Annotated in this window: 1 protein-coding gene; it reads left to right on the forward strand. The window is 68.2% G+C overall.

Features of this window, described 5'->3' with window-relative positions; all coding sequences use genetic code 11:
- Positions 1 to 183: 183 nt before the first annotated feature.
- A complete protein-coding gene (locus ACIA6T_RS01995) occupies positions 184 to 8,826 on the forward strand; it encodes a DNRLRE domain-containing protein (RefSeq protein WP_399444602.1) in 8,643 nt (2,880 codons plus the stop codon).
- Positions 8,827 to 8,932 lie beyond the last annotated feature (106 nt).

Raw genomic sequence — 8,932 nt, forward strand, 5'->3', positions numbered from 1 at the left:
ACGCGGCGCCACCGAGAAGACAAACGGGGGCGAAGCGACTGCGTTCAGGGGCTTCAACGGCCCCAAATGTCCCATCGCTTGACATGCCGTCAGTCAATTGATCAATAATCCGGCCGCCGTTCGGAATTCTCCGCAACGGCTCGTTCGGCGTGCCCATTTCGCGTTCGGCGGGACAGGCCGCCGATGTCGAAAGGTCATGACGTGAAGGTGCCGTACAGGAGATATCTCTCCTGTCTGGTGGTGGCGGCGACAGCGGGAACGCTCTTGCCGCAGGTCGCGTACGCGGCCCCGCCGTCGGAGCCCGGAAAGGGCGATGAAAAGGGGTTCTTCGACAGCGTCACCGACTGGTTCGGGGACGACGACGAGAAGAACCCCGACCCCCCGTCGTACGGTGAGCGTGGAATCGCGGACCGGCAGAAACTGCCCAAGGGAAAGAACGCGCCGAAGGCGAAGCGGGTCGAGGAACTGACCGGCCGGCGGACGGCGAACGCCCGGTACTGGCGGATGTCCGACGGCCGTACCGAGGTGGAGCTGTCGGCGGTGCCGACGTCCTACCGGGACGGTACGGGCAGGAAGGCCGCGTGGAAGCCGATCGACACGTCGGTCGAGGCGTCGGAGGCGAAGGGCTTCGACTTCGCGAACACGACGAACACGCTGCACAGCCGGTTCGGTTCGGACGCCGGGAAGCTGCTGCGGGTGGAGGCCGGCGAGGGCCGGTCGGTGACGATGGGCCTGACCGGCGCGGACGCGCTGAAGCCGACGGCCGAGGGCAGCACGGTCACGTACAAGGACGCGATCGACGGCGCGGACCTCGCCTACGAGGTGGGCGCCGGGCGCGTCAAGGAGAACATCGTCCTGGACGAACGGCCTTCCGGGCCGGTGAAGTTCACGTTCACCCTGGACGTGGACGGGCTCACGCCGAAGCAGGGCGAGGACGGTTCGGTCCGCTTCTTCGGCGAGTCCGCCGACCCCGTGCTGGTGATCCCGGCCGGGTTCATGACGGACTCGAAGAAGGACGCCTCGTCGCCGTACGGCACCAAGTACAGCACCGAGGTGGAGCAGCGGCTCGCCAAGGCCGGGGACGGCTGGACGCTGACCGTCACACCGGACGCGAAGTGGCTGGCCGCGAAGGAACGCCAGTACCCCGTCACGGTCGACCCGACGATCGAGATCGCGCCGACGCCGACGACGGCGCAGGACGTGATGATCTCCTCGGACGGCCCGGCGTCGAACTACGACGACAACTGGCGGCTGTCGGTCGGCAACACCAGCACCGGCTCCTCGCGCGCCCTGCTGCGGTTCCCGCTGTCCCAGATACCGGCCGGGACGCGCGTGGACTCGGCGGACCTGAAGCTGTACTACGACCAGACGCACACCACCTCCGGTGACGAGGTGCGCCTGGAGGCGCACCGGGCCACCCAGGAGTGGAGCGAGGCGACGGCCACCTGGGACAACGCCCAGGGCATCACCGGTGAGCTGTCCGGCACGTCCGTCGTCGTCGACGACGGGGACACGGGCCGCACCGCGGCGGTGGGCTCGTGGCCGGCGTCGGGGAACACCACGTACACGCAGCACGCGGTCAACCGGGACTACCTGTACAACAAGGACGCGGTGGCGGGTGACACGTACACCTGGCAGCCGAGCCTGCCGGAGGACGGCACCTACCAGGTCGACGTGCACAGCGTGCCCGCCGTCGACCGGGCGACCAACGCGCCGTACACGGTGACGTACTCCGGCGGGGCGAAGCAGTACACCGTCGACCAGAGCGCCGGCACCGGCGGGGTGTGGAAGCCGCTGGGCTCGCACCCGTTCAAGGCGGGCACGGTCGGCAAGGTCGTCCTGGGTGACGCGCCGGCCTCGACGTCCACCGCGGTCGTCGCGGACGCCGTGCGCTTCACCAAGGGCGGGACCGTCACCAAGAAGCCGGGCGAGGTGAGCACCTGGCACTCGTTCCCGGTGACGAAGACCGTCCAGCAGTGGATCGACGGCACCTACGACAACCACGGCTTCGTGGTCAAGGCAGGCGACGAGAGCGCCGGCGCCCCCAAGGGCGGGCCCCGCTACGAGGGCAGCGAGTTCGGCTACGGCGGCGAGAGCGCCAACTACCCGCGCCTGGTGCTGACCTTCGGGCGGCAGGGCGTGGCCCTCGACTCCCCGTCCGTGATCCACGCGACGGGCGCGGAGCTGCACTGGCCCGACTACCAGGACCCGGACACCGGCTCCACCGGTGACGACCTGGCCGAGTACCAGGTCCACCGCTCCGTCTACCAGTCGTTCACGCCGTCGGCGGCGACGCTGGTGGCCCCCGTGGACGGGTCGGCGAACGCCTTCACCGACACCACGGCGGTGCCCACCCCGGCGGACAGCGCCGACCCGTTCGGCCGCGCCTACTACTACATGGTCGCGGTGAAGACGAAGGACGGGCAGGTCATCGGCTCGCCCACCCAGCTCGTACGGCTGCCGAAGGCGGGCCGCACCACGAAGGTGATCACGGCCGGCCAGGACACCAGCCTCTCCTCGGCGCAGCCGACGGCCGCCCACGACACGTTCGACGAGTACGGGCCGCAGCCGTGGCTGACGGTCGGCAACAACTCCACCACCTACGGCGACACCCGCGCCCTGCTGGACTTCGGCGACCTCGGGGTCCCCGCGTCCTCGCGCGTCCTCCAGGCCACCGTCCGCCTCTGGGGCACCCAGTCGACGCGGAGCGCCGAGGGAGCGGTCTACGAACTGCGCCCCCTCACCCGGGACTTCGACGAGAGCGCGACCTGGAACAAGGCCACCTCCGCCACCGCCTGGACCACGCCCGGCGGTGACCTCGGCGCGGTGGTCTCCGACGTCGGCGCGATGAGCAACGACCCGGCCCGCCACGACTGGGACGTCACCTCCCTCGCCCAGGGCTGGGTGACCGACCCGGCCGCCGCGCACGGGGTCGCCATCAGGACGGCCGACGAGACGGCCGCGCAGGAACGCTCGGTCTTCCTGTCCTCGGAGGCGCCCGAGCAGCGGCTGCGGCCCAAGCTCGTCGTCACCTACGTGGACGAGACCCCGGAGTCGACGTACTACGCGCCGGGCACACCGGCCCGGATGACGCCCAACTCCGCCTACACCGTCGACGTCACCCTCACCAACACCACCGACCAGCCGTGGACGCCGGCCGGTCACGAGCTGACCTACCGGTGGTCCCTGCCGGACGGCACGGACGCCACCACCGGCGGCAACCAGGTCCGCACGGCGCTGCCGAACGACCTCGCCCCCGGCGCCTCCGTCACCCTCCCCGCGCAGGTCAGGACGCCGATCAACTCCGACTCCGGCAACAAGCGCACCGAGTACGCGCTGACCTGGGAGGTCCAGGACGCGGCCGGTACGGCGGCGGAGGTCACCGGCCTCACCCAGAACGTGGCCGTGGAGGACCCGACCTCCAACCAGCTCGGCCTGGAGAAGTTCTACTCCTACACCGGCAAGAACACCGGCGCCGGCTCCACGGTGATGAACAACCTGGCGGCCGGCAACAGCGTGTGGCAGTACAACGCGTTCACCAACCCCGGCCGGGGTCTGAACACGTTCTTCCGGGTGGCGTACAACTCGCTGGACACCTCGGACACGGTCTCCGGGCACGGCTGGTCGTTCCAGTCGTCGGGCCCGGTCCGGCTGGGCGCGCCGCTGGACCTCCACCCCAACCCGCACCCCACCGAGATCCGCCTCCCGGACGGCGACGGCACCACGCACGTCTTCCGCAAGCAGGACGACGGCACGTGGAAGGCCCCCGCGGGCGTCCACTACCAGGTGTCGATGAAGCCGGGCCTGGACTGCACCCCGGCCAAGGACCCCGTCCCGGACGCCTGGACGCTCACCCGCCCCGACGGCACCCGCTTCCTCTTCGGCTGCGACGGCTACCTGACGTCCGCGGTCGACAAGAACGGCAACACGCAGACGTTCACGTACGAGGAACGCAAGTCCAACAACAAGCCGACCAAGTTCCTCCGGTACATCACCGACCCGGCCGGCCGGCAGTCGCTCACCGTCGACTACTACGACAAGGCCGAGGCGGCCGGCCCGAAGATCGAGGACCACATCCAGTCGGTCACCGACATCTCGGGCCGCAAGCTCACGTTCGAGTACTCGGACAAGGGCCTGATGACGAAGATGACCGACGGCGCGGGCTCGGACCGGCCGAAGGTCTTCGCCTTCACGTACGACGCCACACAGGGCAACAAGAACGTCAAACTGGTCCAGGTCGACGACCCGCGCGGCAACGCCACGAAGCTGGCGTACAACGAGCCGTCCGCCGGTGACGACCCGAAGTACCACTGGTGGACCAAGACCATCACCGACCGGCTGGACGGGCCGACCGGGTTCACGTACGCGGCGAACACGGCGAACACGAAGTTCACCGACGCCCAGGTGACGGACGCCGAGTCGCACACCACCTCCTACGTGGCGGACGACTTCGGCCGCCCGGTCCAGACGACCAACGCCAAGTCCCAGACCACGAAGATGAGCTGGGACGCGGACAACAACGTCACCTACCTGGAAGAAGCCAACGGCGCCAGGACGGCGTACTGCTACGACCAGAAGACCGGCTACCCGCTCTGGTCGCGCGACGCCGAGAACAACAAGTCCGGTGTCCCGGACGCCTCGGACTGCGCTCCGGGCACCTACCCGGCCGACGCGCAGCGGTACGGCTACCAGACCCGCGCCGACGGCTACGCCGCCGACCTGTCCACCAAGACCTCCCCGGAGGGCCGTGAGTGGCGGTTCGGCTATGACGCCTTCGGCAACCTGAAGACGGTCACCGACCCCAAGGGCGTCTCGACGGCGACGGCGGACGACTACACCACGACGTACGAGTACGACTCCTACGGCCGGCTCACCAAGGCGACCGACGCCAACGGCAACCCGACGACCTACTCCGGCTTCGGCGCCAACGGTTACCCCAGTCGCATCACCGACGCGCTGAACAACCCGACGGACTTCGTCTACGACGACCGCGGCCAGGTCACCAAGGTCACCGACGCCAACGAGAAGGTGACCACGCAGACCTACGACGTCTACGGACGCCCGCTGGTCAGCACGGTGCCGAAGAAGCAGGCCGTCGGCGAGCTGATCACCACTCCGGCACCGGAGTACGACGCCAACGACAACGTCACCAAGTCGACGTCGCCCAACGGTGCCGTGTCCACGGCGGTGTACGACGACGCGGACCAGGTCGTCTCGGCGACCGCTCCGGCGAACAACCTCACGGACCCGCGCACCACGACGTACACCTACGACCGGGTCGGCCACCTGAAGACGACGACGGAGCCCAAGGGCACGGCGACGACGACGGACACGACCGACTACGTCACCACCAACCACTACAACGAGGTCTACCAGCTCGCCTCCGTGGTGAACTCGGCGGGCCAGAAGGTCGGTTACGAGTACGACGACGTCGGCAACGTGGTCACGGTCATCGACCCCAAGAAGAACGCGACCGCGGACACGACCGACTACACCACCAAGACGGCCTACGACCTGAACCACCGGGTCACCGCCGTCACGGACGCGGCCGGCAAGACGACGAAGACGTCCTACGACAAGGACTCGCTGGTCGTCTCCACCACGGACGCGGAGAACAACACCGTGACCGTCACCTACGACGAGCGCGGCAAGCAGACCGAGGTCACGGTCCCGTACGAGGGCACCACGACACGGTCGACGAAGTACGAGTACGACCAGATCGGCAATGTCACCAAGGTGATCAGCCCGCGGGCTGTCGCGGCCGGTACGACCACGGCGTTCACCTCGCGCACCGAGTACGACGCGATGAACCGTCCGGTGAAGCAGTACCAGCCGTACGACCCGGCGGACTCCCGCTACAACGACCCGAACGTCTACACAGAGACCGTGTACGACAAGGTCGGCATGGTGGCGAAGACCTCGCTGCCGCCGTCGGAGGGTGAGACGGTCCGCAACGACACGACCTACTCGTACTTCGACAACGGCTGGGTGGAGTCCTCCACCGATCCGTGGGACATCTCAACCGCCTACGGCTACAACGACGTCGGCCAGCAGACCAAGCGCACGCTGACGTCGGCGGGCGGTTCCTCCAACCGCACGATGACGTGGTCGTACTACCCGGACGGCTCGGTGAAGTCCCGCTCGGACGACGGTGTGCCCGTCGGTCTGTCGGTGGCGCTCGTCGACAACTCCGACACCCAGAACACCGCCGCGACCGGCAACTGGACGAAGGGATCGGCCACCGGCCAGCACGGCTACGACCACCGCACCCACGCGGCGGGCACCGGCACGGACGCGTTCACCTGGACGCTGAACGTCCCGAAGGACGGCACCTACACGGCGTACGTGAAGCTCCCGAAGGTCACCGGGGCCGCGACCACCGCGAAGTACACGGTCACCCACTCCACGGGCACGGCGGACAAGGTCATCGACCAGAACGCCGCCGCCAACCAGGGCAGCTGGGTATCGCTGGGCTCCTATGCCTTCAAGCAGGGCAACGCGTCCAAGCTCCAGCTCTTCCAGAACAGCGGCGGCACCGTGGTGGCCGACGGTGTGAAGCTCGTCCGCAGCACCGCCGGTGAGCCGGCGGACACGGAGAAGAACGACTTCGCCTACACCTACGACCTCAACGGCAACCTGACCAAGATCGACGACACGTCGTCGACGGCGGAGATCGACGCCTACACGGTCACCTACACCGGCCTCAACCAGGTCCAGAAGGTCACCGAGGCGCTCGCCGGGACCGAGAAGAAGACCACGTCGTACACCTACGACGCCAACGGCCAACCCGAGACCGTCACCCATCCCGACCAGTTCTCCAGGTACACCTACGACCTGCGCGAGCTGGTCAAGACGGTGTCGGTCGGCAAGACGGCCACGGACGCCTCGCCGAAGGTCACGTCGTACGCGTACACCGACCGCGGTCTGAAACTGAAGGAGACCAAGGCCAACGGCAACACCGTCGACTACACCTATTACCGGAACGCGGCCCTGAAGTCGACGACCGAGAAGAAGTCCAACGGCACCCTCGTCTCCTCCCACACCTACGCCTACGACGCCAACGGCAACAAGGCGCAGGACGTGGCGAAGAAGATGAACGCCGACAGCCACACGGCCTACCTCGAGTCGACCACGAACTTCGGCTACGACCCGGCCGACCGGCTGAAGGAATCGGTCAAGACGGGCAACGGCGCGGGGACGGAGACGTACGTCCACGACGCGAACGCCAATGTCATCACCCAGACCGTCGACGGCACCACGAGCACCTTCGACTACGACCGCAACCGCTTGCTGAGCGCCACCGCCGGCGGCTCGACGGCGAACTACAACTACGACCCGTTCGGTCGGCAGGAGTCGGTGACCTCGGGCAACCAGGTCGTCGAGCGGAGCGTGTACGACGGCTTCGACCACGTCATCGAGTCCCAGAAGATGGACGACGGCGGCGCGCTGAAGACGACGAAGTACACCTTCGACCCGCTGGACCGCACCGCGTCCAAGACCGCGGACGGCAAGACCACCGACTTCACCTACCTCGGCATGTCCGACGAGGTGCTGAACGAGGAGGTCTCCGGTGCGCTGACCAAGTCGTACCAGTACAGCCCGTGGGGTGAGCGCCTGTCCCAGGTCAAGCACAACACGGACGGTACGGCCGAGGACGGCTACTACGGCTACAACAGCCACACCGACGTCGAGACGGTGACCGACCAGAACGGTGACACCAAGGCGACCTACGGGTACACCGCCTACGGCAAGGACGACGAGTCCGAGTTCACCGGCGTCGACAAGCCCGACGCGGGCGACCCGACGAAGGAGGCGTACAACCCCTACCGCTTCAACGCCAAGCGCTGGGACGCCCAGTCCGGCACCTACGACATGGGCTTCCGCAACTACAGCCCGGGGCTGAACCGCTTCACCAGCCGGGACATGTACAACGGCGCCCTCGCCGACATGGGCCTGGGCATGGATCCGTTCACCGGCAACCGGTACGCGTTCGCGGGCGGCAACCCGTCCTCGTTCGTCGAGTACGACGGTCACCGTCCGGTCGAGTGCAACGAGTCCGGCTACACCTGCCGGATGAACGACGCGGGTGGCTGGGACGTCGGCTACGAGGGTCCCTCGACCCCCGCGGCCGACTCGACGCTGGTCACCATCGGCGCCGGATGCCCGCCGGCGTGCAGCACGTCCACCAAGCAGCTGACCGTGGAACACCTGCTGCTGATGGGGCTGTCCGACGACTACGGGACCGAGAAGGATCTCGACGTCTGGAGCAACTGGGACGCGATCGCCCAGCTCCCGGACTTCATCTTCGGCGGTGTCAAGGAGGACCAGAACAAGCACAAGGGCGCCTTCGTCGAGGCGTACGGTGACACCCTCACCGCCGCCGCGGCCAAGTACGACATTCCCGCCACCCTGCTGGCGGGCGTGGCCTACGAGGAGGTGTCCGGCGACCCGCCGGTCTTCGACCTCGGGGGCAGCCTGCTGAACGGCGACGACGCGTCCTTCGGCAACCTCAGCATGCAGATCGATCTCGGGGCGGAACTGCTCGGATACGATCCGCAGGACCTCACCGGGTACCAGCGCAGCGAGATCCGGGGGTCGCTCGAGGACAACGTCCAGAACATCTTCATGGCCGCCAGGTATCTGTCCCAGGGCCGGGACACGATCGCCCCCGGTACCGGTGCCGCCGACTTCACGGCCGGTGACATCGAGAACGTGGGTGCCTGGTACAAGGGCGGGGAGTCCTACTGGGCCACCGACCCGGGAGCGCGCTCCTACGGCGGAAGAATCCTGAACAACCAGTCCATGTTGTCGGGCCTGCTCCAGTAGGTCCCGGCCCTGGGGGGGGGGGGGGGGGGGGGGGGGGGGGGGGGGGGGGGGGGGGCGGCGGGCGCGCCCCCCCCCCCGCCCGCGCCCGCGGGCCCGCGCACAACCT

The sequence above is a fragment of the Streptomyces sp. NPDC051740 genome, from assembly GCF_044453165.1.
GTDB classification, from domain to species: Bacteria; Actinomycetota; Actinomycetes; order Streptomycetales; family Streptomycetaceae; genus Streptomyces; species Streptomyces atrovirens.

What these genes read in the sequence shown, in the direction of transcription:
- ACIA6T_RS01995 (WP_399444602.1), top strand. Translation starts at nt 184, where the DNA reads ATGTCGAAAGGTCATGACGTGAAGGTGCCGTACAGGAGATATCTCTCC.